22 protein-coding genes and 1 tRNA gene are annotated in these 24,396 nt (G+C 71.2%); 3 read left to right on the top strand and 20 right to left on the bottom strand.

Going from position 1 to position 24,396, the window contains the following annotated elements:
* Window positions 1-11: 11 nt before the first annotated feature.
* The 14 genes from ACIPJ2_RS13575 to rplU form a co-directional block, all read right to left on the bottom strand.
* On the bottom strand, window positions 12-1,580 hold the full coding sequence (locus ACIPJ2_RS13575; protein WP_402729249.1) for a DNA polymerase Y family protein: 1,569 nt from the start codon (window positions 1,578-1,580) through the stop codon (window positions 12-14).
* Between the two features lie 47 nt (window positions 1,581-1,627).
* Entirely contained in the window at window positions 1,628-2,437 is an 810-nt protein-coding gene (locus ACIPJ2_RS13570; protein WP_402729248.1) for a hypothetical protein, read from the bottom strand.
* A 76-nt stretch (window positions 2,438-2,513) separates the two neighbouring features.
* Window positions 2,514-4,061 (bottom strand): anthranilate synthase component I family protein, encoded by a 1,548-nt coding sequence (locus ACIPJ2_RS13565; RefSeq protein ID WP_402729247.1) that lies wholly within the window; start codon window positions 4,059-4,061, stop codon window positions 2,514-2,516.
* Window positions 4,040-4,963, bottom strand: a complete 924-nt coding sequence (locus ACIPJ2_RS13560; protein WP_402729246.1) for an aldose 1-epimerase family protein — start codon at window positions 4,961-4,963, stop codon at window positions 4,040-4,042. The genes ACIPJ2_RS13565 and ACIPJ2_RS13560 overlap by 22 nt, the downstream gene beginning before the upstream one ends.
* A gap of 70 nt (window positions 4,964-5,033) precedes the next feature.
* Window positions 5,034-5,109 (bottom strand) — tRNA-Ala (locus ACIPJ2_RS13555).
* A 101-nt stretch (window positions 5,110-5,210) separates the two neighbouring features.
* Window positions 5,211-5,585 carry a ribosome silencing factor gene (rsfS, locus tag ACIPJ2_RS13550; RefSeq protein ID WP_281267390.1) on the bottom strand — a complete coding sequence of 125 codons (375 nt, stop codon included), beginning with the start codon at window positions 5,583-5,585 and terminating at the stop codon, window positions 5,211-5,213.
* A gap of 99 nt (window positions 5,586-5,684) precedes the next feature.
* Window positions 5,685-7,112, bottom strand: a complete 1,428-nt coding sequence (locus ACIPJ2_RS13545; protein WP_402729245.1) for a hypothetical protein — start codon at window positions 7,110-7,112, stop codon at window positions 5,685-5,687.
* On the bottom strand, window positions 7,109-7,708 hold the full coding sequence (gene nadD / locus ACIPJ2_RS13540) for a nicotinate-nucleotide adenylyltransferase (protein WP_281267388.1): 600 nt from the start codon (window positions 7,706-7,708) through the stop codon (window positions 7,109-7,111). The genes ACIPJ2_RS13545 and nadD overlap by 4 nt, the downstream gene beginning before the upstream one ends.
* Window positions 7,709-7,719: 11 nt before the next feature.
* A complete protein-coding gene (locus ACIPJ2_RS13535) occupies window positions 7,720-7,920 on the bottom strand; it encodes a hypothetical protein (RefSeq protein ID WP_281267387.1) in 201 nt (66 codons plus the stop codon).
* A gap of 41 nt (window positions 7,921-7,961) precedes the next feature.
* A complete protein-coding gene (locus ACIPJ2_RS13530; RefSeq protein WP_402729244.1) occupies window positions 7,962-9,227 on the bottom strand; it encodes a glutamate-5-semialdehyde dehydrogenase in 1,266 nt (421 codons plus the stop codon).
* Between the two features lie 95 nt (window positions 9,228-9,322).
* Window positions 9,323-10,141, bottom strand: coding sequence for a glutamate 5-kinase (gene proB / locus ACIPJ2_RS13525; RefSeq protein WP_402729243.1), 819 nt, complete (start codon window positions 10,139-10,141; stop codon window positions 9,323-9,325).
* A 7-nt stretch (window positions 10,142-10,148) separates the two neighbouring features.
* The gene (gene obgE / locus ACIPJ2_RS13520) at window positions 10,149-11,669 is read right to left on the bottom strand and encodes a GTPase ObgE (RefSeq protein ID WP_281267384.1); all 1,521 of its coding nucleotides are present in this window, start codon (window positions 11,667-11,669) and stop codon (window positions 10,149-10,151) included.
* Between the two features lie 125 nt (window positions 11,670-11,794).
* Window positions 11,795-12,046: a 50S ribosomal protein L27 gene (gene rpmA, locus ACIPJ2_RS13515; RefSeq protein WP_071298800.1), complete on the bottom strand. Its 252-nt coding sequence runs from the start codon at window positions 12,044-12,046 to the stop codon at window positions 11,795-11,797.
* A 12-nt stretch (window positions 12,047-12,058) separates the two neighbouring features.
* Entirely contained in the window at window positions 12,059-12,367 is a 309-nt protein-coding gene (gene rplU / locus ACIPJ2_RS13510) for a 50S ribosomal protein L21 (RefSeq protein ID WP_281267383.1), read from the bottom strand.
* A gap of 171 nt (window positions 12,368-12,538) precedes the next feature.
* On the opposite strand from rplU, the gene ACIPJ2_RS13505 reads away from it, so the two are divergent.
* Window positions 12,539-12,811, top strand: coding sequence for a DUF4031 domain-containing protein (locus tag ACIPJ2_RS13505; protein WP_281267382.1), 273 nt, complete (start codon window positions 12,539-12,541; stop codon window positions 12,809-12,811).
* An 82-nt stretch (window positions 12,812-12,893) separates the two neighbouring features.
* On the opposite strand, the gene ACIPJ2_RS13500 is transcribed toward ACIPJ2_RS13505, so the two are convergent.
* Together ACIPJ2_RS13500 and ACIPJ2_RS13495 are read right to left on the bottom strand one after the other, a co-directional pair.
* Window positions 12,894-13,775, bottom strand: a complete 882-nt coding sequence (locus ACIPJ2_RS13500; RefSeq protein ID WP_402729242.1) for a hypothetical protein — start codon at window positions 13,773-13,775, stop codon at window positions 12,894-12,896.
* 2 nt (window positions 13,776-13,777) lie between these two features.
* On the bottom strand, window positions 13,778-16,672 hold the full coding sequence (locus ACIPJ2_RS13495) for an Rne/Rng family ribonuclease (protein WP_402729241.1): 2,895 nt from the start codon (window positions 16,670-16,672) through the stop codon (window positions 13,778-13,780).
* A 337-nt stretch (window positions 16,673-17,009) separates the two neighbouring features.
* Here ACIPJ2_RS13495 and ACIPJ2_RS13490 point away from each other — a divergent pair, with 337 nt between their 5' ends.
* Complete coding sequence (locus tag ACIPJ2_RS13490) at window positions 17,010-17,609, top strand: vitamin K epoxide reductase family protein (protein ID WP_281267379.1); 600 nt, start codon at window positions 17,010-17,012, stop codon at window positions 17,607-17,609.
* A gap of 94 nt (window positions 17,610-17,703) precedes the next feature.
* Entirely contained in the window at window positions 17,704-18,573 is an 870-nt protein-coding gene (locus ACIPJ2_RS13485) for a DsbA family protein (RefSeq protein ID WP_402729240.1), read from the top strand.
* Between the two features lie 112 nt (window positions 18,574-18,685).
* On the opposite strand, the gene ndk is transcribed toward ACIPJ2_RS13485, so the two are convergent.
* Genes ndk through ileS form a run of 4 tightly spaced genes read right to left on the bottom strand, consistent with a single transcriptional unit; the run spans window position 18,686 to window position 24,272 of the window.
* The gene (ndk, locus tag ACIPJ2_RS13480) at window positions 18,686-19,105 is read right to left on the bottom strand and encodes a nucleoside-diphosphate kinase (protein ID WP_281267377.1); all 420 of its coding nucleotides are present in this window, start codon (window positions 19,103-19,105) and stop codon (window positions 18,686-18,688) included.
* Window positions 19,106-19,138: 33 nt separating this feature from the next.
* Window positions 19,139-19,537, bottom strand: coding sequence for a DUF4233 domain-containing protein (locus ACIPJ2_RS13475; protein WP_402729239.1), 399 nt, complete (start codon window positions 19,535-19,537; stop codon window positions 19,139-19,141).
* Window positions 19,534-20,991 (bottom strand): bifunctional folylpolyglutamate synthase/dihydrofolate synthase, encoded by a 1,458-nt coding sequence (locus ACIPJ2_RS13470; protein ID WP_402729238.1) that lies wholly within the window; start codon window positions 20,989-20,991, stop codon window positions 19,534-19,536. Before ACIPJ2_RS13470 ends, ACIPJ2_RS13475 begins: the two co-directional genes overlap by 4 nt.
* Window positions 20,988-24,272, bottom strand: coding sequence for an isoleucine--tRNA ligase (ileS, locus tag ACIPJ2_RS13465; RefSeq protein WP_402729237.1), 3,285 nt, complete (start codon window positions 24,270-24,272; stop codon window positions 20,988-20,990). The genes ACIPJ2_RS13470 and ileS overlap by 4 nt, the downstream gene beginning before the upstream one ends.
* Between the last annotated feature and the right edge of the window lie 124 nt (window positions 24,273-24,396).

Raw genomic sequence — 24,396 nt, 5'->3', positions numbered from 1 at the left:
GGCACCCCCGCTCACGTCGCCACCGCTTCCGCCCACCACCGGTGGTCCGCCAGCACGAGGTACCAGGCGCGTCCCTCCGCGTCGACGAGCTGCAGCCGGTGCAGTCGTCGTCCGCCGGCGTCCCACCAGCGCACGACGAGCGGCCACGGCCCCGCCCACGCCGTGACCGGGGCGAACCGGCCACCGCGGTCCGCCTCGGCGCGGAACCGCTCCGGCGCTCCGGAGAGCACCCCGCGGTCGTCGACGTCGACGCTGCCGCCGTCCGACGCCACCACGTCCACCGGACGCGGTCGTTCGAGCACCGTCGCCGGCGGTGGCCCCGGCAGCTTGCCCGGCCAGGGACGGTCGGCGACGGACGCGAGGTCGGCGGCGGGAGCATCGCCCCACGGCACGAGCACGACCCGCTCGGACAGGGTGCGGCCACCACCGACGCGCGGCGTCACCACCCCGTCGTGACCGACCATGCCCTGCACGCGGGCGAGGCCGTGGTGCACGCGTTCGTCCGGCCCGGACCCCCACAGCCCGCGCTCGTGGTTCGCCATGTCGTCGACCGCGACCGGTTCGAGCACGACCGAGGTCACGGGGGCTTCGAGCCCGGTCGGGTCGACACCGCCGGCGAGCTGCCAGCGCACCCGGTCGACCACGTCGGCGGCGTCGAACCAGCGCGGGTGCGCCCACGTGCGTTCGAGCAGGATGTCCCGCTCGTCGACGATGCCGACGCGGATGGTCGTCGCGACGAGCCCCGCGGCACGGAGCCGGGCGGCGAAGTCGTCTGCCGTCCGCCGGAACGCGAACGCGATCTGGTCGGCACGGTCGAGCGGCGGCTCGAACGCGGCTTCCACCCGGAGTTCGGGCGGGACCGGCCGCGACGAGATCTCCCGCGGGTCGCGTCCGCCCGCGAGCCGGTGCAGGAACGCGCCGGCGACCCCGAACCGGTCGCGGACCTGCTCATCGGTGAACGCGGCGAACTCCCCGAGGGTGGCGATGCCGAGCCGCCCGAGCACCATCGCGAGGTCGGCGTCGCCGAGGACACCGAGCGGCAGGTCGGCGAGGAACTCCGCCGAGCCGTCGACGGGCACGATCCGGACGCGCTCCCCCGGGCGGACCGGCCGGGCACGTGCCGCCTGGTCCGCCGCGAACGGTGTGTCCGCCACCCCGGCACGCACCGCGGGGGCACCGTGGTCCGCCGCGATGCCCGCGAGGGTCGCCGCCGCTGCCCGCTCGCCGCCGTAGTAGCGCGCCGGGCCACGGGAGCGCAGCGCGACGGTGCCCGGTCGCAGGACCTCGACCCCGGGGACCGCCGCTTCGACCGCGCGAATGACCGGCTCGAACGCGCGGTGGTCGAGGCCGTCGTCGTACGGCTGCACGACGAGCTCCGGGCAGCGCGCCTGAGCTTCGCGCACGCGGAGTCCGCGCACGACGCCTGACTGCCTGGCCGAGGCCGAACTCGCGAAGACCTGCCCCTTCGACACCACGGCGAAGGGCTGTTCCGGCGGCACCCCTGCTGCACGGGCCGCGGCGATGACCGGCCAGTCGGGGCACCAGAGCACGATCGTCCTGGTGGGTGGGGGCTCCGGCATCGCGGCGCCCCGGACGAGTGCGTCGGCACGGACCCGCCCGCGCCCGATCACGACGCCACCGCCACGGGGCGGAAGCCACGCGTGTCGCCGGGGAGCGCCACCGGCGCCTGGACCGCTGCCCGCACGACGCCGTCCGCCGCCGGGAGCAGCAGCTCGGCGCTGACCGGACGCACTGCACCGGCTCGACCGGTCGCGGTCACGGTGGCACGTCGCTCCGTCAGGTGCCCGTGTCCCTGCCCGATACCGCTCCACGACGACGACGTCACCCGCAGCGTGACGTCGGCACCCGGCCAGGAACCGAGCGCGACCAGTGCCGCACCGCGCTGCCGCAGCCGCGCGGAGAGCCGTGCGACGTCACCTGGCACCACCCGCCCGAGTGGGCGGGTGAGCACGATCTGCGCGACGTCGGCCATCGCGGAGGTCACCGCGAGCCACTGGTCGCCGGGGTCCGGCACGAGCACGAGTCGTTCGAGGTCGATGCCGGCGGCAGCTGCTGCCTCGACGCCGAAGGACGGCACGCCCACGACGGCGCACCACGCCCCCGCCGCCGAGGCCGCCTGCAGCATGGTCATCGCGAGCAGGACGGACTCCGGCACGGCGTAGGTCCCGCCCACACGGATCGCCCCGCCGGGCAGCAGCGGCTCGAGCGCCGGGGCGGTGGGGAGCCCCGCGGTGTCGACACGCGTGGCTTCCATGTCGGCGACCCGCGACCGCAGGGACGTGATCCGGTCGAGCGCCGCCCGCGCATCAGCGATGTGGTCAGCCCCACGCGCAGCACCGTCCCGCCCGGGGCGCGGTGCGCGAGCCCCGGGCGACCGGAGTGCCGCCGCCGTCTGCATCACATCATGTTCGAACACGTGTTCGATGATGTCAATCGGGACCGACATTCTGTGGACAATGATTCGAACACGTCTTCGAACATGACTCGGGCGGCTACCAGTCGGCGACGACCCCCATGCTGCCGAGCACCGACCGGGTCTTCGTCAGGGCCTCGTCCGCCTCGTCACCGGCGACCGAGGACCACGTCACCGCTCCCCCGGCGCCGAGCGTCCGCGACCGGACCGCAGTCCGCGACCCGGCAGCACCACAGTCGTCGAGCACCGTCACCAGTGTGCGGATCACCACCGACAGATCCACCGCCCCGCTCGCCGAGAAGTACCCGATCGCCCCGGAGTACACCCCGCGCGGCCCGCCTTCGAGCCGCGATGCGATCGCCATCGCGCTGGTCTTCGGCGCACCGGTCATCGAACCCGGCGGGAAGGCCGCACGGACCACGTCCGCCCGCGACACGCCCTCCGGCAACACGGCACCGATCGTCGAGACCATCTGGTGGACGCTCGCGTACGTCTCGACCGCGCACAGCCGGTCGACGTGCACCGAACCCGGCACCGCCGTGCGGAGCAGGTCGTTCCGCAGCAGGTCGACGATCATCACGTTCTCCGCGCGGTCCTTGACGCTCGCCGCGAGCTCGTCCCGCATCGCGAGATCTGCCGCGGGGTCCGCCTCGGGGTCCGTGAGCCGCCGCCTGGTCCCCTTGATCGGCTCGGCGAGCACCCTGCCGTCCGCGCCGATCCGCAGGAACCGCTCCGGCGACCTGCTGGCCACGCGCAGCGGGCCGAGCCGCAGGTACGCACCGAACGGGACGGGGTCCGCCGCGCGCATCCGCAGGTACTCGACCAGGTGCGGGTCCGTACCGGGACCAGCCAGGGCCTCCCGTCCGGTGCCAGGCACCGAGAAGGCGGTGGTGAGGCAGACCTGGAACGCGTTGCCGTCGCGGATCTCGGCGCGGCACGCCTCGACCGCGGTCTCGTAGGCGGCGCGCGACACGCGGCCGCTCGCCGGACCGGACGGGAGGCTCGGGGGCACGTCCCGAACGTCGGCCGCCGGTCCGCCGTCCGCCACCGTCTCGAGCCATGCCCGGTTCGCCGCCGACGCGTCCGGTTCCGCGTCGTCGACGAGCGCGAGCGCCCATGCCGCACCGTCGTCGCGGACGACGACGGCGCGGTCGACGAACCGCAGGTCCGCGTCCGCGTGTCCGTCCGCGGTGCGGTCGGGACCGCCGGACTCACGACCGAGCTCGTAGCCGAGGAACCCGACCCACCCGAGCGCGAACCCCAGCCCCGGGAACGGCTCGGCGAGTCGGGGCGTCAGCGCGAGCAGGTCCGCGAGGACGTCGAAGGCCGGACGGTCCTCGGAGCGGGACGCGCCGAACCATGCCAGGAGCGGCATGGACACGTCGAGGTGCGCACGCCGGTCCTGGTGCCGGAACCGGGCGGTGAACGCGCCATCACACGGCGCGAGGACCGACCAGCGTGCCCGGTCCCGCGCGCTGTCCGGCGCCCCGGCGGGCACCGAGGAGTCCAGCCAGACGACGTCGCCCCGGAGCGTGCCGGCGAACGACACCGGGTCGACGCCGTCGAGCTGCCGGATCTCGATGCGCGGGGAACCGGCTCCCGAGGTCAGATCGCGGCGATCGTCCATGCGGCGGAGTGTGCGGCACCGGGGTCGAGCACGACGAGCCCGCGCTCGGTGCCCGCGTTGAAGGCGTCGGGCGCACCGGTCATCGGCTCGACGGCGAGACCGGCGCGGTGGTACTCGGGGACGACGTGGTCGGCGGTGTGCACCTGGACCCACGGGCACTCCGGCCCGAACGTCACCCGGACGCCGTGTCCGTCCGCGGCGGTCAGCGCGATCGTCGCGGTGCCATCGGCGTCGCGGTCGAAGCCGGTGAAGGCGTGGTCGACGAACCGCGGGCCGATCGCGGTCGGGGTCCTGAGGTCGAACTCGTCGTGCACGGGGACGAGCGCCGTCGGGATCAGCCGGTCCGCGGTGACCTCGAGGACCTCGGCCGCCGGCAGCGCCAGCGTCCAGTCGTCCACGGTCCCCTCGCCCGCGCTCAGGTACGGGTGCGGACCGGTCCCCCACGGCGCACGATCGTCCCCGGTGTTCTTCCCCGTGATCGTCGTGCGCAGTCCCCCGGCGTCGAGCCGGTACTCGACGTGGACCACGACGCGGAACGGGTACCCGGCCTGCGGCGCGATCGTCGTCATCAGGACGACGCGGTCCGGCTCGTGGAGCGCGACGGCGAAGTCGGTCCACCCGACGAGGCCGTGCAGCGCGTGCCCGCGTGCGGGTTCGGACAGGGCCAGCTCGTGCTCCTGTCCGTCGAAGGTGTAGCGGCCGTCGACGACCCGGTTCGGCCACGGCGCGAGGACGGCGCCACGGAACACCGGACGGACCTCGTCGGCGGCGAACGGCACGACCAGGTCGCGGCCGCGGTGCTGGAGCGAGCGGAGGGTCGCTCCCACCGTCGCGATCTCGGCGGTGTAGCCGGCGGCCGAGATGGTCAGCTGCGAACCGGACAGCGGGGCGTCGTTGCTCATGCGATCAGCGTAGTGGGCGCGCAGAACACAACGAAGAAGCCCCGCTCTCCTGTGGAGAGCGGGGCTTCGGTGGTGGATCTGAGGGGACTCGAACCCCTGACCCCCTGCATGCCATGCAGGTGCGCTACCAGCTGCGCCACAGACCCATTTCGTTTCTCCGACTTCCCGGAGGCACCAGTGCAGCGTACACCATGCGCGACCCGGGGAGCGAAATCGAGGCGGGACCCCGGGCGCGTCGGAGACGGGACTACGCGGTGTGCTCTGCCGGGATCTCGAGCGGGATGGTCGGGCAGTCCGACCAGAGGCGCTCGAGCGAGTAGTACTGACGGTCTTCTTCGTGGAAGACGTGCACGACGACGTCGCCGAAGTCGATGAGGACCCAGCGGCCCTCGCTCCGGCCTTCCCGACGCAGGGTCTTCGCGCCGGCCTGGAGCATCCGGTCCTCGACCTCGTCCGCGATGGCCATCACGTTGCGCTCGTTGCGCCCGGTGGCCAGGAGGAACACGTCGGTGAGCTGCAGGGGCCCGGTCACGTCGAGCGCGACGAGGTCGTCTGCCTGCTTGGCGTCAGCGGCGCCGGCGGCGATCTGTACGAGTTCCAGTGCGCGAGGAGAGGCGGTCACGGAGTCCTTCCGGTTGTCATCCGACACTTCCGCCGGATGGGACACGATCATAGGTCACACCACCGACGGCGGCGAGGGGTGGGTACCCGACGGTGGACGTCAGGACCCGAAGAAGTTCGTCGTCACGAGGGCGACGACGATCACGGTCGCCGCAGCCACGCCGACAGCGGTCACGGTGATGCCGAGGATGAGCGGCGTGCGCGACTCCTTGGGCTTCGCGGCGGCGAGCACCACCTGGCGGGTCGAGGTGTGGCTCGACACCGCACGGCTCGCCCGGACGGGGCTGGCATCGGTCTCGGGCTGCTCGTCGTGCTGGTCGAGCAGGCGGTCGACCTCGGCGCCGTCGATCGGCCGGTGCGACCCGGTCGAGGACAGCGATGCCGGCAGGTCGATCGAGCCGGTGAGGATGACCTCGCCTGTGGCGTTCAGCGCACCGGTCGGGTCCGCGAGGGCGGAGTTCGGCAGGATCAGCGCGTTGGTGCGCGTCTCGGCGACACGGCGGGTGCCGGTCTCCTCGTCGTGCACCTCGGCGTCGTGCGAGTCGTGTGCCTGGGTGGACCAGTGCCCCGTCGGCGCCTCGAACGCGGTGGTGACGGGCTTCGGCTCGACCGGGCGACGGAAGGCGGAGCCGGCGGGCGCCGGCGTGGGCTCGTCCTGCGAGGTCGATCCGTCCTGCGCCTCGGGCGACTGGATCGGGACCTCGTTCGTGTCGTCGTCGTCTGCGTCGAGCGAGAGCGGGAAGACGCCGGGGGCCGAGGCAGCTGGCTGCTCGTCCGCCGGAGCGACGATGTCATCGACCGGCTGCGCCTCGGGGGTGTCGTCGGCGTCCGCCTGCGGTGCCCACGTCGAGCGGTGGCGGCGCGGCTCCTCGGCGTGCGCGGCGGCTTCGTCCAGGGGTTCGAGGTCGTCGGGCGAGCCGTCGGCGGAGGTGGCCTGCTCGACGGCGGCCGGGTCGAGCTGGGTCGGACCGGACGACTCCGGAACGGCTCCGGGCTCGTCGTCCGTGGCGGATGTGACCGGCGCGTTCGACCCGGCGAACCCGGACGGAGCGGTCGGCGCTGCCGCACGCTCGTCGGGCGACAGGGAACCGACGGTCCCGATGACGTCCTGCACGGTGCGGTCGGAGGACTGTGGCGTGGGGTTCTGCAGCGGGACGGGACGGACGCCCTGCCCCTCGGCCGCACGCATCTGGCGGATCTGCCGACGGGTCAGTCCGCCGGTACCCGGCACGATCTCGGTCGCGGACGCCGGTGGCGGCGACGGGACCCCGGCCGACGCCTGCGGCGGGACCGCGGAAGAGGAGGGCGCCTGGACGGGTGCGGCGGCCGCGGGTGCGACGTGCGACCCCGGGCGACGACGCCCGGCGTCGGCCGACGTCGGCGTGTCCGAGGAAGTGGTCCCCGAGGAGACGGGCTCCGAAGCCACGGTCGGCGGCGGGGTCACGGGCTGCGCGCCGGCGTTCGCCGCGCGCTCACGCTCGCGCGCCTGGCGCCGCGACAGTGGCGGCTGCGCGTCGGACGGACTCATGCAACGCTCCGATACAGGTGGTGCTTGGTGATGTACTGGACGACACCGTCGGGGACCAAGTACCACACGGGGTTTCCGCGTCTCACCCGGTCGCGGCAGTCGGTCGACGATATGGCCAGCGCGGGGACTTCGAGCAAGCTTACGTCGCGTTCGGGCAGACCGGTGATGCTCAGGTTGTGCCCCGGGCGGGTCACGGCGACGAAGTGCGCGAGGTCCCAGAGACCATCATGGTCTTTCCAGTCGACAATCTGCTGGACGGCGTCTGCGCCGGAGATGAAGACGAGCTGCGCATCGGGCCGCTGGTCGTGCAGGTCGCGGAGCGTGTCGACCGTGTAGGTCGGGCCCGGCCGGTCGATGTCCACGCGGCTCACCGTGAACATCGGGTTGGACGCGGTCGCGATGACCGTCATCAGGTACCGGTGTTCCGCGTCGGTGACGCCCGACTTCATGTAGGGCTGTCCGGTGGGGACGAAGACGACCTCGTCGAGGTCGAACGACTTGGCGACCTCGGACGCGGCCACGAGGTGGCCGTGGTGGATGGGGTCGAACGTGCCACCCATCACACCGATGCGGGGCCGCCCCGAGCTCTCGAGCATCGAGCAGCGCGTCAGATCTTCGTGTGGCCGAACTCGTCCACACCGGTCTCGTGCGTGCGGGTGGCCTCGAACTTGTTCGAGTGACGGTACGCGACGTCACGGAAGGACCACGTGACGAACCCGAGGAGCGTGAAGAACGCTGCGGCCACGACCGGGAAGATGAACGCGGGGACCCCCGAGGCGTGCTCGGCGGCTTCTGCGAGGAGGGTCATGCTGCGGTGCTCCGATCGGTCGAGGAAGACTGCGGACCAGTCTAGCCGCGGATCTGACCCTGTCCGCGCACGACCCACTTCGTGCTGGTCAGTTCCGGCAGCCCCATCGGCCCGCGTGCGTGCAGCTTCTGCGTCGAGATGCCCACCTCGGCGCCGAAGCCGAACTCCCCGCCGTCGGTGAACCGCGTCGACGCGTTCACCATCACAACGGCGGAGTCGACGGCCGCGATGAACCGCTCGGCGGTGTCGACGTCGTTCGTCACGATCGACTCGGTGTGGTGCGTCGACCACTTCGCGATGTGCGCCATCGCACCGTCGACGTCGGGCACGACCCGGATCGAGAGGTCGAGGTCCATCGACTCGGTCGCCCAGTCGACGTCCGTCGCACGGAGCACACCCGGCACGATCGCACGGGTCTCCTCGTCGCCGCGCAGGGTGACCCCCGCCGCGCGCAGCCGTCCCGCGAGGGTCGGCAGGAGGCGTTCCGCCGCACCGCGGTGCACGAGCAGGGTCTCGAGCGCGTTGCACACGCTCGGGCGCTGCACCTTGCTGTTGAGGACGATGTCCACCGACCGTTCGAGCGGCGCTGACTCGTCCAGGTACACGTGCACGACGCCGGCACCGGTCTCGATCACCGGCACCTGGGACTCGGTCACGACCGTCTGGATGAGCGAGGCGCTCCCCCGCGGGATGAGGACGTCGACGAGCCCACGGGCGCGCATCAGCTCCGTGGCGCCCTGCCGTCCGAACTCGTCGATGGTCTGCACGAGGTCGCGTGGCAACCCGACCGACTCCACGGCGTCCTGGATGCGCGCGACGAGCACGGCGTTGGTGCGCTGCGCCGCTGATCCACCCCGCAGGACGACGGCGTTGCCGCTCTTCAGCGCCAGGCTCGCGATGTCCACGGTGACGTTGGGACGTGCTTCGTAGATCGCGCCGACGACGCCGAACGGCACGCGGACCTGGGACAGCTGCAGTCCGTTCGGCAGGACCGAGCCGCGGACCGTCTGCCCGACCGGGTCGGTGAGTCCGACGACGTGTTCGACCGCCGCCGCGAGGGCCTCGATGCGGGCCGGGTCGAGTCGCAGCCGGTCGAGCAGCCCGCCGGTCAGGCCGGATTCCTCACCGGCGACCAGGTCGCCGTGGTTCGCCGCGACGATCTCGTCGGTCGCGGCACGGACCGCCACGGCGATCGCGCGGAGCGCAGCGTCCTTCACCGCAGTGGTGGCGGTCGCCAGCGACGCCGCCGCCGCGCGGGACGCGACGAGCTTGTCCGAGAGGGTCGGTGCGGGAGCGGTCAGCGACATGGCTCGATTGTAGGTCTGCCCGGGTCCGGATGACGGCGGACGCGAGCCGACGGGACCGGTCGACCAGAGCCTCCAGTCCGGGTGTCCGGACCGGCTCAGGAACGCGGCGCCGCGTGGAACCAGGTGCCCACGTGCTCGCCGGCCAGGGCCTGCGCGACCAGCGCGGTGTCGGTGACCAGGACGGACGTCCCGGCCTCCGCTGCGAGCCGGGCGGCAGCGACCTTCGTCCCCGCTCCCCCGGTGCCGACGCCCGCTGCGCCGACGGACCCGAACGTGACCCCGGCGAGCTCGTCGCCGAACGGGACCTCGTCGATCCGCTCGGCACCGGGCTGCTCAGGGGGCCGCGTGTAGAGCGCCTCGATGTCGGAGAGCAGCACGAGGGCGTCTGCGCCGAGCAGTCGTGCGACGAGGGCCGCTAGCCGGTCGTTGTCGCCGAAGCGGATCTCGTGGGTGGCCACGGTGTCGTTCTCGTTGACGATGGGCAGCACCCGGAGCGCCAGCAACCGGTCGATGGCCCGCTGCGCGTTCACACGGTGGGTCGGGTTCTGCAGGTCACCTGCGGTGAGGAGGATCTGCGCCGCGACGACACCGTGCCGGTCGAGCTGCTGCTGGTACCGGAACATGAGCACGTTCTGCCCGGTCGCCGCTGCCGCCTGCTGGGTGGCGAGGTCGTCGGGACGCCCCTCGAGCCCGAGGAACGGGAACCCCGTCGCGATCGCACCCGACGACACCAGGACGACTTCGGTGCCCCGTCCGTACGCGGCGGCGAGGGCGTCGACGAGCGCACCGATCTGCCCGGTGTTCGGACCGCTGACCGACGACGACCCGACCTTGACCACGATCCGTCGAGCGCGCGGGATGTCCTCGCGCGTCGTGACGGGGCCGAGGGTGGTCTGGTCGGTCGTGTCGGTCATGTGCTGGTCAGTCCTCTTCCGCGGGGTCCTCGTCCGCCCACAGCCCGGACTTGCGTTCCGACTCGAGTTCGGCGCGCGCGGCGGCCTTGGCGTCCATGCGCTCGAAGTACTCCTCGCGCCGCTGGTTGCGGGTCGGACGCATGTTCATGTCGACGCGGGCATCCGTCCCGCGGGCGCTCGTGATGAGTTCGGCGGTCGACGTGAGCGTCGGCTCCCAGTCGAAGACCATGCCGCCCTCGCCGCCGATCACGACGGTCGACCCGGCGACGGCCCCGGCCTTGAAGAGCCCGTCCTCGACACCGAGCTTCGCGAGCCGGTCGGCCAGGTAGCCGATCGCCTCCTCGTTGGTGAAGTCGGTCTGCTGGATCCAGCGCTCCGGCTTCGTGCCGCGCACGCGGTAGAAGCGGTGCTCCTCGCCGCCCTCGGCACGGACGGTGAACCCGCCCTTGGCGTCGACGGCCTTCGGGCGGATGACGATGCGCTCCTGGACCGGCTCGGCCGAGGCGGTGGCCCTGGCCTGCTCGACGATGTCGGCGAGGGCGAAGGTCAGCTCGCGGAGGCCCTGGTGCGAGGCGGTCGAGATCGAGAAGACGCGGTAGCCGCGCGCTTCGAGTTCGGGCGTGACGAAGGCAGCGAGCTCCGCGGCGTCGGGCACGTCGACCTTGTTGAGCGCGATGAGCTGGGGGCGCTCGGCGAGCGGGACCTGTCCCTCGGGCACCGGGTAGCGCTCGAGCTCACCGAGGAGCACGTCGAGGTCGCTGATCGGGTCGCGACCGGGGTCGAGCGTGGCGCAGTCGATGACGTGCAGGAGCACCTCGCAGCGCTCCACGTGGCGGAGGAACTCCAGGCCGAGGCCCTTGCCCTCCGATGCACCCTCGATCAGGCCGGGGACGTCGGCGACGGTGAAGCGGACCTCACCGGACTCGACGACACCGAGGTTCGGGGTCAGGGTCGTGAACGGATAGTCCGCGATCTTCGGCTTCGCGGCGGACACCGCGGCGATGAGCGAGGACTTGCCGGCGCTCGGGTACCCGACGAGTGCGACGTCGGCGATGGTCTTGAGCTCGAGCCGGACGTCGCCGGACTCCCCCTCGGTCCCGAGGAGTGCGAACCCCGGCGCCTTGCGCTTCGTCGTCGCGAGTGCGGCGTTGCCGAGGCCGCCCTGACCGCCCTGGGCCACGACGACGCGCATCCCGGGCTCGGTCATGTCGGCGAGCAGGTCGCCGTTCTCCTCGAAGACCACGGTGCCGACGGGCACGGGCAGCTCGAGGACCTCCCCGGAGATGCCGCTGCGCATGTCGCCCATGCCCGGCTGGCCGTTGCGGCTGGAGCGGTGCGGTGAGCGGTGGTACCCGAGCAGCGTCGTCACCTGCGGGTCGGCCACGAGGACGATGTCGCCACCGTCGCCACCGTTCCCGCCGTCCGGGCCGGCCAGTGGCTTGAACTTCTCGCGACGAACGGACACGCAGCCGTTGCCGCCGTTCCCCGCGCTGAGGTGCAGGATCACGTCGTCGACGAACGTCGCCATCGGTTGTTCACACTTTCGTAGAAATGGGAAGGAGGGGCAGGCACTCGGCCTGCCCCTCCTCCTGAGACTTGCGTCGCCGTCCGCTCACGCGGGGGCGATGTCGTCAGCAGCGCTTGTGGTGGGTACTACGCGTTGACGATGTTGATGACCTTGCGGCCACCCTTGGTGCCGAACTCGACCGAGCCGGCAGCCAGGGCGAACAGCGTGTCGTCGCCACCGCGGCCGACGTTGGCGCCCGGGTGGAAGTGCGTGCCACGCTGGCGGACGATGATCTCACCGGCGTTGACGACCTCGCCACCGAAGCGCTTCACGCCGAGGCGCTGTGCGTTCGAGTCGCGACCGTTGCGAGTGGAACTCGCACCCTTCTTGTGTGCCATGAGGAGACTCCCTTACGCGATCTTGGTGATCTTGACGCGGGTCAGCTCAGCGCGGAAACCCTGGCGCTTCTTGTACCCGGTCTTGTTCTTGAACTTCTGGATGACGACCTTCTTGCCGCGGAGGTCCTCGAGCACCTCGGCGGTCACGGTCACCTTGGCCAGGTCGGTCGCGGCGGAGGTGATGTTGTCACCGTCCACGAGGAGCACGGGCGCGAGCTCGATGTTGCCCTTGTCATCGGCCTTGGCGCGATCGATGGTGAGGATCGTGCCGACCTCGACCTTCTCCTGACGGCCGCCGGCGCGCACTACTGCGTAAACCACGTGGAAATCCTTACGTAACTCTGCTTGAGGGAAGTCTCGGGTGCCCAGGCGCGATCTGCCCAGTCGGACTGGGGATCGACGACACAGGCAGAACCGCCCGTTGACACCAGGGATCGAGAATACTCGATGCCCATGGGTCCGGTCAAACGGCGACACACGTAGTCTGTCGGAGTGACCGTGTTGATCGACCCACCGACGTGGCCCGCACACGAAACCGTGTGGTCGCACCTCGTCAGTGACCTATCGTACGCGGAACTCCACGAGTTCGCTGCACGGGCCGGTGTTCCCCGGCGTGCGTTCGACCACGACCACTACGACGTGCCGCTCGCGCGGTACGACGAGCTCGTGGCACTCGGTGCGACGCCGGTCACCGGCCGCGAGCTGGTGCTGCGGCTGATCGCGAGCGGGCTGCGGGTCGCGCAGCGGGACAAGCGCGTCTTCTAGACCGCGCCGGCGCGCCGGCCTGGAGGCTCGGTGCGCGTCCGCCGGGTCGGTCGCGTCGTTCCGTGGTCGCGCCGGCAGCCCGTCAGCGTGCGGGCGGTGGGCCCCACGGGTTCGCCGGGGGCTGCTGCCCGTACGGCTGCTGCCCGTACGGCTGCTGCTGCGGGTACGGCTGGCCCTGCTGCTGGCCCTGCTGCGGGGCCGCCTGCTGCGGGGGCTGCGGGGCGAACGACGACGGCTGCGGGGGCTGCACCGTCGCGGGCGGCACCGCGTCGGCAGGGCGCACCGTGCCGGGCATGCCCGCGTGCGGCCCAGGCCGCGCGCCGCGTGGACGCCCGAGCCAGAGCCATGCCACGGTCGCCGTCGCGAGGAGCATCGCCGTGAGGGGCACACCACGCTGCAACGGCGCCGTGACGACGTCGATGACCAGACGTCCGGGACCGGCGGCGATCGTCCCGTACGCGCCCGTGAAGACGCCGACGAGCGCGAGCGCCACCGTGCCGGCTGCCCCGCCGAGCACGGCACGGAGGAGCACCACCGGCAACGGACTCCGGCGGGTGATCGGCGTGAGGAACGCGAGCCCGAGGAACGCCCCCGCGTAGAACGGGAACGGACTGAGGAACACCCCCGTCGCGAAGCTCAGGATGACGCTCTGCCCGCCGTACGACTGGAACGGGCTCACGGTGATGCTCGTACCGAGCAGGCCGACGAGCCCCGAGACCGCCTGGATCGCGATGAGTCCGACCACCGCGATGGCCGCACCGGCGACGGTGGCCGCCGATGCACCGGGCGCGAAGGCCCTGGTCGGGTCCCCCGCACGCCGCGGCGGACGCGGCGGTGCGGAGGGCCCGGTACCGAGCGCCTGGGCACCAGCGGGCTGCTGAGGTGGCAGCGGCGGCTGGTGCTGCTGCCACCCGGCGCCGTAGTACCCGCGGTCGTTCTGCGGACGCTGCTCGGGGTTCGTCACCGTCAGTTCCCCAGGATCACGGTGCCGTCGTCGGTCGTGCCCTCGTCGGCGGTGGCCGGCGCGCTGATGCTGCCCGACGACACCCGACGAGAGCGAGCGCGTCCCTGACCCGGCTGCTTCGGCTCGGGCAGCGCCTGCAGCACCGAGTCGAGCAGGGAGTCGGCGTCTGGGGCCTTGCGCGGCTCGCGCTTGGTGACCGCGACGGGGATGTCGAGGATCGCGACGGTGGTGTCCGTTGGCGTCACGGGCGTCGAGGACGACACCCGTCGACGGGTCGGCGCGCTCTCCTTCGGGGCCTCGACGACGGGCGCCGCGGGAGCGACCGGCGCATCGGCGACGGAAGCGGACGAATCCGCCGAAGCGGACGAATCGGCCGAAGCGGACGAATCAGTCGAACCAGCCGAGGCGGCGGCCGGGATCGTCAGCACGCCGTCGGTGGACGCCGGGGCGGTCTGCTCGGAGCTCGCGCGACCACCACGACGGCGACGACGCTTCGCGCCACCCGAGGACTCGCCCTCGGTCGACTCGGCCGCCGGAGCGACGACGGGCGACACCGGTGACTCGGAAGGAGCCGAGGCCGACGACGCGGGCGAGGCCACGCCGGTGACGGCGGGCTCGTCGTGCGGGATGGTCGACGCGGCGATCCGTGACAGCGCGTTCTTGACGTCGTCGGTGATCTGGTGCGCCTGCGACGACTTCTGGTCGTGCGACCCGTTGCCGTTCGACCCGTTGCCCGACCCGCCGTTGCTGCCGTTCGACCCGCCGTTGCCCGACGTGCCACCCGAACCGCCACGACCCTTGCGACGGCCCTTGGAGGGACCGGGGTCCGCGTTGTTGTCGTTCACCTGCGCGTTGACCTCGGCGAGGGACTCGCGGAGCCCGACGCCGATCTTCTTGCGGGTCATCTGCACGAGGCCGAGCGAGGTGACCTCCGCGACCTGGTGCTTCGTGCGGTCGCGGCTGAGGCACTCGATGAGTCGGCGCAGCACGAGGTCGCGGTTCGACTCGAGCACCATGTCGATGAAGTCGACGACGATGATGCCGCCGATGTCGCGCAGGCGGAGCTGGCGGACGATCTCCTCGGCTGCCTCGAGGTTGTTCTTCGTGACGGTCTCCTCGAGGTTGCCACCCGAGCCGACGAACTTGCCCGTGTTGACGTCGACGACCGTCATGGCCTCGGTACGGTCGATGACGAGCGAACCACCCGAGGGCAGCCAGACCTTGCGGTCGAGCGCCTTCTCGATCTGCTCGTTGAGGCGGTACTCCTCGAAGGAGTCCGGGCCGTCGTAGATCTCGACGCGGTCCTTGAGGTCCGGCGCGACCGCGTCGAGGTACTCCTCGATCGTGCCGCGGGCGGCGTCGCCGTCGATGATCAGCTTCGTGAAGTCCTCGTTGAAGACGTCACGCACGATCTTGACGAGCAGGTCCGGCTCCGAGTGCAGCATGACCGGGGCGTGCCCGTTCGCCACCTTCTTCTGGATGGCCTCCCACTGCGCGGTGAGGCGCTGCACGTCGCGGGTGAGCTGCTCCTCGGTGGCGCCCTCGGCAGCGGTGCGGACGATGACGCCCGCGTGCTCCGGCAGCACCTCCTTGAGGATCTTCTTCAGACGCGCACGCTCGGTGTCCGGGAGCTTCCGCGAGATGCCGTTCATCGAGCCGTTCGGCACGTACACGAGGTAGCGGCCGGGCAGCGAGACCTGGCTCGTCAGACGGGCGCCCTTGTGGCCGACGGGGTCCTTCGTGACCTGCACGAGGACCTTGTCGCCCGGTTTCAGGGCGGCTTCGATGCGTCGGCCGTGGTTGCCGGTCTCGACGGAGTTCCAGTCGACCTCGCCGGCGTAGAGCACGGCGTTGCGCCCGCGGCCGATGTCGACGAACGCGGCCTCCATCGAGGGCAGCACGTTCTGGACCTTGCCGAGGTACACGTTGCCGATGAGCGACACGTTGTGTGACTTGGTGACGTAGTGCTCGGCGAGGACGTTGTCCTCGATGACGCCGATCTCGATCTTCTGCGCGGAGGAGCGCACGATCATCTGGCGGTCGACGCTCTCGCGACGGGCGAGGAACTCGTCCTCGGTCACGACCTGACGACGACGCCCGGCGTCACGGCCGTCGCGGCGGCGCTGCTTCTTCGCCTCGAGACGGGTGGAGCCCTTCACCTTCTGCGGTTCGGTGATGTACTCGACCTCGCGGCGGCGGGGCTCCTGCTGGTCGCGCGGCTCACGCGGCTCGCGGTCGGCACTCGAGCCACGACGACGGGTGCGGCGGCGGCTGCCACCGCCCTGCTCGTCGCGGTCGTCCTCGTCGTCCCAGCGGTCGTCCCGCTCGGGGCGCGCCGCACGCTGCGGGAGTTCCGGCAGGACCGGGGCGTGGAAGATCAGGCTGAGCGTCGACGTCGCCTTCGGCACGACGGGCTCAGCGGCCGGCTCGGCCACCGGTTCTTCCGGCTGCTCGGCGACGACCGCGGACGCGTCCGTGTCGTCGGCGCCGGACTCCGCGACCGCGGTCGCCTCGGCCTCCGCCGCGACCACCGGCAGGTCGCCGGTGAGCGTGCTGACGTCGTGCGCGTCCGTCGTGCCGGTGGCGACCGAGACCTCGACCGAGACCTCACTGGTCGTGTCCGTCGCAGCGTCGGTCGTCTCCGGACGGGAGGCGGTGCTCGCGTCCGTCACGGGCGTCGCGTCCGCCGCGGCGTCTGTCCCGGAACCGGTGCCGGTCTGCGCGACCGGTTCGGTGCCCGAGACGGCGACCGTCTCGACCGCGTCGGTCGACGGCTGGGCGCCACCACGGGCCTCCAGGCTGCCGGCCGACCGTGCGCGGCGGCCGCCGAACAGGCGGCCCCGTCGCTTCGGTGCGCTCTCGTCGTTGTTCGTGTTGTTCTCGTTCTGCTCCACCATGTGCTGGTGCACTCCTCGACCCCGCCCTCACCCCGAGGGGCGGCGGGAACTCTGTTGTTGTGGCGGGCGGCGACCCCGCCGCCCGCACTCGCTGGGTTCGTGACCGTCCGGCGTCGACATCTTCATGCGGTCCGCGCACGATCCGTGCGGAGCACCCGGCTCCGCTCGGCTCGGCGTCGGAGTGACGCGTCGTCCGGTCACGGCACGCTCTCACCGCGCCTGATCGTCCGGGCATGCGCCCGGAAAGCTCTCGTCGTCACACGGATCGGCCGCGTGACCTCCCCATCATCGCACGCGAGGCCCGGGAAGGCGCAGACCGCCATGTCATGATGTCGGCGTGAGTACGACTGCACCCACCACCCGTCGTCCGGTCGCGATCGCGATCCTGCTGCTCGTCACGGGGGCGGTGGGTCTGTACGCCTCGTTCCGGCTCGTGCTCGACGAGTTCCAGAAGTACGAGAACCCGCAGGCGGTGCTGTCCTGCGACGTCAGCCCGTTCGTCAACTGCTCGAACGTGATGGCGAGCGCGCAGGGTCACCTCTTCGGGTTCCCGAACCCCCTGCTCGGCCTGATGGGCTTCGTCGCTCCGATCGCGGTCGGCGTTGCGCTGCTCGCCGGCATCCGCGGGGCCAAGTGGTTCTGGATCGCGTTCAACGCCGGTCTCTTCCTGGCGTGGGTGTTCGTGACGTGGCTGTTCTCGCAGACCGTCTGGTTCATCGGGTACCTGTGCCCGTGGTGCATGCTCGTGTGGTCGATGACGATCCCGCTGTTCTGGGTCTTCACGATCTGGAACATGGCGCGCGGAACCTTCGGCCCCGGAGCACAGCGCATCGGGAAGACGCTGCTGCCGTTCTGCTGGGCGTTCCCGCTGGCGAACTACCTGGTGATCGCCGTGTCGATCCTCATCGTCTTCCCGACGGTGCTGTCGACCCTCTGATCCCATCGCACTCGGTGACACGTCACCTGATTCCTGGACTCTTCTCAGCCAGGGCGGCCCTCGGGCGCGTCGCCACCCGTTACGCTCGTTCTCGATGAGCGACAACGAGAGCAAGAAGGCACGCAGGAACGCGGCCCGGGAGCGCGCCGCCGCCCAGCGCGCGAAGGAGAAGGCCCGCAAGCGCCGCAACAAGACGCTGACGATCAGCGGCATCATCGTCGTCTCCCTCGCCGTCGTCGCCGTCGTCGTGCTGGTCATCGCGAACTCGATCCAGCCGGCGGGCCCCGGGCCGAAGAACATGGCGAGCGACGGCATCGTGCTGCAGGGGCAGAACGGCAAGATCGTGCCGGTGGAGACCAAGGGCATCCCCGAGGGCGGCAAGCCGACGGCCACCAAGCAGGACGACTCGGTCGCGAACATCACCGTGTACGAGGACTACATGTGCCCGATCTGCAACCAGTTCGAGACCGGCAACATGAGCCAGATCAAGCAGTGGGTGAAGAGCGGTTCTGCCACGCTCGAGGTGCACCCGTTCAACCTGCTCGACCGGTCCTCGCTCGGCTCCAAGTACTCCACGCGCTCGGCAGCAGCGGCCGCCTGCGTCGCGAACTACGACCCCGACGCCTTCCTCGACGTGAACACCGCGTTCTACGAGAACCAGCCGTCAGAGGGCACCCGCGGCCTGACGAACGCCAAGCTGGCTTCGATCGCCAAGGACGCCGGGGCCACGAACAAGAACGTCGCCTCGTGCATCACCGACCAGAAGTTCGCCGGGTGGGTCGCCGACGCCACGAACCGCGTCCTGACCGAGCCGCTCGCCAACTCGAGCCTCGACAAGCTCACCGGCACCCCGACGGTGATCGTCAACGGCAAGCAGTACAACGCGACCGGTACGAACGCCTGGACCGACGCCGACGCGTTCGCCGCGTTCGTCGAGCAGAACGGCGGCGCCGTCAAGAACTAGACGGTCTGCGGCTCGGCGCGGATGCGCTCCGCTCCCCCGCACAACCAAAAGCACACCGCACCACGGGTCTCCGTGGTGCGGTGTGCTTTTCGTTGTGCGAACTGCGCCGGCGTCAGGCGAACCAGAGGCCGAGCTCGCGCGCGGCGGACTCGGTGCTGTCCGAGCCGTGCACCAGGTTCTGCTGCACCTTGAGGCCCCAGTCACGACCGAGGTCACCACGGATCGTCCCGGGTGCGGCACTCGTCGGGTCGGTGGTGCCGGCGAGCGAGCGGAAGCCCGCGATCGCACCGTTGCCGGCGACGCGCACGGCGACGACGGGTCCGGACTGCATGAACTCGACGAGCGGCTCGAAGAACGGCTTGCCCTGGTGCTCCTCGTAGTGCGCGTCGAGCAGGTCACGCGGCGCCGTCAGCATCTTCAGGTCGACGATCTCGTAGCCCTTGGCCTCGATCCGGCGGAGGATCTCACCGGTGAGCTGGCGGGCGACGCCGTCGGGCTTGACGAGGACGAGGGTCTCTTCGAAGTCGGACACGCAGTACTCCCTGGGGTTCGGGGGTGGATGTGGTCAGTCCTCGGCAGCGGCGCGCCGGGCGGCGTTCATCCGGTCGAGCTGTCCGCCCTTGACGAAGCAGAACACCCACAGGACCAGGAACACCAGGCCCACGACGAACATGAACGGTTCGATGAAGCCGGTGGCGAGGATGGCCGCCTGGAGCAGCCACCCGAACCATACACCGGCACGGGTGCCCGTCATCCGCGACGCGAGCGCCAGGACGATCATCGCGCCGATGCCGCCGCCGAAGGCCCATCCGGCGGGCAGGGTGTGCTTGCCGAAGACGACGAGCATCGGGAAGAAGAACATGATCGCCTCGAGGACCAGCGCGATCGAGGTGAGGCTCTCCTGCGCGCCGCGTTCGCGACGCGGTCGCCTGGCCGGCCGGGAGGCTCGGGGTGCGTCCGTCACTTCGCCTCGCTTTCCTGGTGCACCAGGTCCATGACCGCGCCCACCATCACGATGGAGCCGGCGACGAGCACCATGGCGTCCTCGGCCTCCGCCTCGTCCGCCAGGTCGCGCGCTTCCTGCAGGGCCTGGACGAGGGTGGGCTCGACGACCACCCGGTCACCCCCGACCTCGTCCACGACGACCCGGGCGAACTCGTCGGCGTCGAGCGCCCGCTCCCCCGGCGGCTGCGTGACGACGAAGGTCTGGATCGTGTCCTTGAGCGCCCGGACGAAGCCGCGGGCGTCCTTGTCGGCGAGGATGCCGACGACGCCGACGACGTGGCCGGACGGGAACGCGACGGGCAGCGCATCGGCCAGGGCCTTGGCGCCGTGGGGGTTGTGCGCTGCGTCGACGACCACGGTCGGGTCCTGGGCGATCGGCTGCAGCCGGCCCGGGCTCGTGGCGTCGGCGAGCCCCTCGCTGAGGACGTCCTCGTCGAGCGGCTGCGAACCGCGGCCGATGAACGACTCGACCGCGGCGATCGCCACGGCGGCGTTGTGCGCCTGGTACCCGCCGAAGAGCGGCACGAACAGGTCGTCGTAGCGCCCGGCGATGCCCTGCACCGTGATGAGCTGGCCGCCGACCGCCGGGGTCACGTCGACGACACTGAACCCTGCACCCTCGACGGCGAGCGTGGACTCGGTGAGCTCGGCTGCGCGCTCGAGTTCGGCGAGCGCCTCCGGCACCTGCGCGCTCGACACGACGGCGGAGGACGGCTTGACGATCCCCGACTTCGTGCGGGCGATCTCGGCGACGGTGTTGCCGAGCTGCTTCGCGTGGTCGATCGCGATCGGCGTGAACACCGCGACCTGGCTCTGCACGACGTTCGTGGAGTCCCACTCGCCGCCCATGCCGACCTCGATCACGGCGACGTCGACCGGCGCCTCGGCGAAGCACGCCAGCGCGAGCACGGTCAGCGCCTCGAAGAACGTCAGCGGGAGCTCGCCCTTGTCGGTGAGCTCCTTGTCGGTCATCTCGAGGATCGGCACGATGTCGTCCCAGTTCTCCACGAACCGGTCGGCGGCGATGGGGGCGCCGTCGATGACGATGCGCTCGCGGATCGACACCAGGTGCGGGCTCGTCATGAGTCCGGTGCGGAGCCCGTGCGCGCGGACGATGCTCTCCGTCATCCGAGCGGTCGACGTCTTGCCGTTCGTGCCCGTGATGTGGATGACCGGGTACGCGAGGTGCGGGTCGCCGAGGAGCTCGACGGCACGACGGGTCGCGGTGAGGCGGTGCTCGGGCGACTGCTCGCCGATCCGGGCGTACAGGGCGGCCTCGACGCGCTTGACCTCATCGTCGTCACCCCCGTACGGGACCACCTCGGTGGGGTCGGCGTCGCCGGCCGGACCCACCGGGATCTCGATGCCGTCCGGTGTCTGGTCCTCGAAGCCGTTCTCGTCGTCGTCGCTCATGCGCGCTCCACCTCCACGGTCACCTTCGCACCGTCACCGACCTCGGTGGCCGGGTCGTCCTCCGCGAACACGGCGGCCACCAGCTGCAGCGTCGTCGTCAGGGTCTCGTTCGCGATCAGCTCCTGGTGCGCCTGCACCGCTGCCTCGGCCGTCTCGTCCGCACGGAGCGTCAGGGCGATGCGGTCGCTGACGTCGAGGTCGGCCTCGCGCCGGGCCTGCTGCACGGCACGGACGACGTCGCGGGCCAGGCCCTCGGCCTCGAGCTCCGGGGTGGTCACGGTGTCGAGCACCACGAAGCCGCCCTCGTCGAGGAACGCCACCACGGTCGCCTCGTCGGCCACGGTGAGGTCGAGCGTGTACTCGCCCTCGACCAGGTCGATCCCGCCGACGGTGACGCCGGACTCGGTCGCGACCCAGTCGCCCTTCTTGGCGGCCGGGATGACCTGCTGCACCTGCTTGCCGATGCGGGGACCGGCGGCGCGGGCGTTGACGGTGAGCTTCCGCTCGATGCCGTACTGCGCGAGGGACTCCTCCGCCTGGGGCTCGAGGACGACCCGCTTGACGTTGAGCTCGTCGCGGAGGATGTCCACGAACGGCTCGACGGCGGCGGTGTCCGGCACTACGAGCGTCAGCGTCGCGAGCGGCAACCGGACGCGCTTGCCGGTGGCCTTGCGGAGCGCGAGCCCCTTCGAGGCGACGTCGCGGACGCGGTCCATCGCGGCCACGAGGGCGTCGTCCGCGGGGAACTCGGACGCGTCCGGGAAGTCCTCCAGGTGCACGCTGCGACCACCGGTGAGGCCCTTCCAGACCTCCTCGGTGACGAGGGGTGCGAGCGGGGCGGCGACCCGGGCGAGCGTCTCGAGCACGGTGTACAGCGTGTCGAACGCAGCCTTCGCGGACGCCGACGATCCGGCGCCGAGCCAGAACTTGTCCCGCGAGCGGCGGACGTACCAGTTCGTCAGCACGTCGGCGAAGTCGCGGATGGCCTGCGCGGCGAGCGGGGTGTCGAGCGCGTCGAGGTGCTTCGTGACGTCCTCGACGAGCACGCGGGTCTTCGCGAGGAGGTACCGGTCGAGCACGTCGGTGCTCGTGGTGCTGCGCGAGGCCCCGTACCCCTCGGATGTCGCTGCGCCGTCGTCGCCCGACGCGTTCGCGTACAGCGTGAAGAAGTAGTACGTCGACCAGAACGGCAGCAGGAACTCGCGGACGCCCTGGCGGATGCCCTCCTCGGTGACGACGAGGTTGCCACCACGGATCACCGACGACGACATCAGGAACCAGCGCATCGCGTCGGCGCCGTCGCGGTCGAACACCTCGGAGACGTCCGGGTAGTTCCGGAGCGACTTCGACATCTTCTGCCCGTCTGAGCCGAGCACGATGCCGTGGCTGACCACGTTGCGGAACGCCGGACGGTCGAACAGTGCCGTCGACAGCGCGTGCATGACGTAGAACCAGCCGCGGGTCTGCCCGATGTACTCGACGATGAAGTCCGCCGGGTTGTGGGTGTCGAACCACTCGCGGTTCTCGAACGGGTAGTGCACCTGGGCGTACGGCATCGACCCGGAGTCGAACCACACGTCGAACACGTCGGTGATGCGGCGCATCGTGGACGCACCCGTGGGGTCGTCCGGGTTCGGCCGGGTGAGGTCGTCGATGAACGGGCGGTGCAGGTCGACCTCGCCGTCGCCGTTCACCGGCAGCCGGCCGAAGTCGCGCTCGATCTCCTCGAGCGAGCCGTAGACGTCCTGCCGCGGGTACGCCGGGTCGTCGGAGACCCACACCGGGATCGGCGTGCCGAAGTAGCGGTTGCGGGACACCGACCAGTCGATGGCGTTGCCGACCCACTTGCCGAACTGGCCGTCCTTGATGTTCTCCGGGACCCAGGTGATGTCCTGGTTGAGCTCGCCCATCCGGTCGCGGAACTCGGTGACGCGGACGAACCACGACGAGACGGCCTTGTAGATGAGGGGCTTGCGGCAGCGCCAGCAGTGCGGGTAGCTGTGCTCGTACGACGCCTGGCGCAGCAGCCGTCCGGCATCGCGCACGGCCTTCGTCAGCGGCTTGTTCGCGTCCGACCAGAGCTGGCCGGCGACGAGCGGGAACTGCGACGTGAAGACGCCGCCCTCGTCGAGGGACAGCACGACGGGGATGCCCGCGGCGGCACAGACCACCTGGTCGTCGGCGCCGTACGCCGGAGCCTGGTGCACGATGCCGGTGCCCTCGCCGGTCTCGACGTAGTCGGCGACGAGGACCTGCCAGGCGTGCTCCATGCCCTCGGTGTCGGCGAGGTCGTCGAAGAGGCGCTCGTACCGGACGCCGTCGAGCTCGGCGCCCTGCAGCTCGCGCGTGACGGCCGCGACAGCGGCGTCCGGCGACTCGTACCCGAGGTCCTTCGCGTAGGCGGCCACGGTGTCCGACGCCAGCATGTACCGGACGGAACCGGCGTCGCTGCCGTCAGCCGAGCCTCCCGGCCCTGCCGGCAGCACCACGTACGTGACCGCCGGCCCGACTGCCAGCGCGGCGTTCGTCGGCAGCGTCCACGGGGTCGTCGTCCAGGCGAGGGCACGGACGCCGTCGAGTCCCAGTTCCGAGGCGCGGGCGCCCTGCAACGGGAACGACACCGTGACCGACTGGTCCTGGCGCATCTGGTAGACGTCGTCGTCCATGCGCAGCTCGTGGTTCGACAGCGGCGTCTGGTCGTTCCAGCAGTACGGCAGGACCCGGAAGCCCTCGTACGCCAGCCCCTTGTCCCAGAGCTGCTTCCACGCCCAGAGGACGCTCTCCATGTACGTGACGTCGAGCGTCTTGTAGTCGTTCTCGAAGTCGACCCAGCGCGCCTGACGGGTGACGTACTCCTGCCACTCGTCGGTGTACTGCAGCACGGACTGCTTCGCGGCGGCGTTGAAGACGTCGACGCCCATCTCGTCGATCTCGTGCTTCTCGGTGATGCCGAGCTGGCGCATCGCCTCAAGCTCGGCGGGGAGCCCGTGGGTGTCCCAGCCGAAGCGGCGGTGCACCTGCTTGCCGCGCATCGTCTGGTAGCGCGGGAAGACGTCCTTGGCGTAGCCGGTCAGCAGGTGGCCGTAGTGCGGCAGGCCGTTGGCGAACGGCGGGCCGTCGTAGAAGACCCACTCGTCGCAGCCGTCGCGCTGGTCGATCGAGGCCTGGAAGGTGTCGTCGCCCTTCCAGAAGGCGAGGATGCCCTGCTCGACGGCGGGGAAGCTCGGGGACGGGGTGACGCCGGCAGCGGCGTCCGCATCGCGGTTCAGTGGGTATCGCACCGGTTGCTCCTGTGGGTTCGGTTGCTCTCCACGAGGACGGAGCACGCTCCGCGGTACCACCTCGCTTGCCGTCCGGGACACCGGAACGGCCGCTCGTCGTCGGGGATGGTGACGGTCCCGAACC

This window comes from Curtobacterium sp. NPDC090217 (assembly GCF_044746705.1).
Taxonomy (GTDB): Bacteria; Actinomycetota; Actinomycetes; order Actinomycetales; family Microbacteriaceae; genus Curtobacterium.
The sequence above is the reverse complement of the archived record's forward strand: the minus strand, read 5'-3'. Positions and strand labels throughout refer to the sequence as shown.

What these genes read in the sequence shown, in the direction of transcription:
- ACIPJ2_RS13575 (WP_402729249.1), bottom strand. Translation starts at nt 1,580, where the DNA reads ATGCCGGAGCCCCCACCCACCAGGACGATCGTGCTCTGGTGCCCCGAC.
- ACIPJ2_RS13530 (WP_402729244.1), bottom strand. Translation starts at nt 9,227, where the DNA reads ATGTCGCTGACCGCTCCCGCACCGACCCTCTCGGACAAGCTCGTCGCG.
- ACIPJ2_RS13535 (WP_281267387.1), bottom strand. Translation starts at nt 7,920, where the DNA reads ATGACCCTCCTCGCAGAAGCCGCCGAGCACGCCTCGGGGGTCCCCGCG.
- obgE (WP_281267384.1), bottom strand. Translation starts at nt 11,669, where the DNA reads ATGGCGACGTTCGTCGACGACGTGATCCTGCACCTCAGCGCGGGGAAC.
- ACIPJ2_RS13470 (WP_402729238.1), bottom strand. Translation starts at nt 20,991, where the DNA reads ATGAGCGACGACGACGAGAACGGCTTCGAGGACCAGACACCGGACGGC.
- ACIPJ2_RS13560 (WP_402729246.1), bottom strand. Translation starts at nt 4,963, where the DNA reads ATGAGCAACGACGCCCCGCTGTCCGGTTCGCAGCTGACCATCTCGGCC.
- nadD (WP_281267388.1), bottom strand. Translation starts at nt 7,708, where the DNA reads ATGCTCGAGAGCTCGGGGCGGCCCCGCATCGGTGTGATGGGTGGCACG.
- proB (WP_402729243.1), bottom strand. Translation starts at nt 10,141, where the DNA reads ATGACCGACACGACCGACCAGACCACCCTCGGCCCCGTCACGACGCGC.
- ACIPJ2_RS13485 (WP_402729240.1), top strand. Translation starts at nt 17,704, where the DNA reads ATGAGCGACAACGAGAGCAAGAAGGCACGCAGGAACGCGGCCCGGGAG.
- rpmA (WP_071298800.1), bottom strand. Translation starts at nt 12,046, where the DNA reads ATGGCACACAAGAAGGGTGCGAGTTCCACTCGCAACGGTCGCGACTCG.
- ACIPJ2_RS13545 (WP_402729245.1), bottom strand. Translation starts at nt 7,112, where the DNA reads ATGAGTCCGTCCGACGCGCAGCCGCCACTGTCGCGGCGCCAGGCGCGC.
- ACIPJ2_RS13565 (WP_402729247.1), bottom strand. Translation starts at nt 4,061, where the DNA reads ATGGACGATCGCCGCGATCTGACCTCGGGAGCCGGTTCCCCGCGCATC.
- ACIPJ2_RS13495 (WP_402729241.1), bottom strand. Translation starts at nt 16,672, where the DNA reads ATGGTGGAGCAGAACGAGAACAACACGAACAACGACGAGAGCGCACCG.